Source organism: Burkholderia sp. Bp8998, from assembly GCF_003854235.1.
Lineage (GTDB): Bacteria > Pseudomonadota > Gammaproteobacteria > Burkholderiales > Burkholderiaceae > Burkholderia.
The window spans coordinates 1-563 of the sequence record NZ_QTQF01000165.1 but is presented as its reverse complement, the minus strand read 5'-3'; the positions used below and the strand labels follow the sequence as shown (position 1 = coordinate 563).

Annotated in this window: 1 protein-coding gene and 1 pseudogene; both read left to right on the top strand. The window is 59.1% G+C overall.

The window, feature by feature from the left end:
* A partial coding sequence (locus DIE06_RS37990; RefSeq protein ID WP_311767666.1) for a glycine betaine ABC transporter substrate-binding protein occupies positions 1-241 on the top strand: 241 nt, incomplete at its 5' end.
* A gap of 141 nt (positions 242-382) precedes the next feature.
* Positions 383-563: pseudogene (locus tag DIE06_RS39405) on the top strand (hypothetical protein); the annotation flags it as partial.

Sequence of the window (563 nt, the reverse complement as noted above, 5' to 3'; positions counted from 1 at the left end):
CGAGGATCCGAAGAAGGTGTTCGGCGGCGCGGAGCACGTCGACAGCGTCGTGAACCCGCAGCTCGAAACGAAGGCCAGGCCGGTCGTCGCGTTCCTGAAGAAATTCCAGTGGAAGCCGGGCGAGATCGACAGCGTGATGCTCGCGATCCAGAACGGTTCGAAGCCGGAAGCGGCCGCCGATGCATGGATCGCCGCGCATGCCGATCGCGTGAATGCCTGGACGGAAGGTATGAAGCAGTAATGCCTGGGTAGTTGGACGGAAACAGATCGGCAATCGGGGTCGGCTTGATTGCCGATCTTGCTCGCTCCGCCTTCTCGAAAAGGCGGTTAATCAGTACCGGCCGAATGCTCAAAGTGATCCGACGTGATTTGTCATGGATCGATGGATTCGGCGCAGGATTATAGTTGGATGAAGAGGCAGGTTTCGATGCATACCCCAAAAGTTGTCGTAGAGAATCTCTGTAAGGTGTTCGGGAGCAACCCGCGGCAGGCGCTCGACATGCTCGCTGCCGGCGCGACGAAGGACGATGTGCTCAAGCGTACCGGTCAGGTCGTCGGCGTGC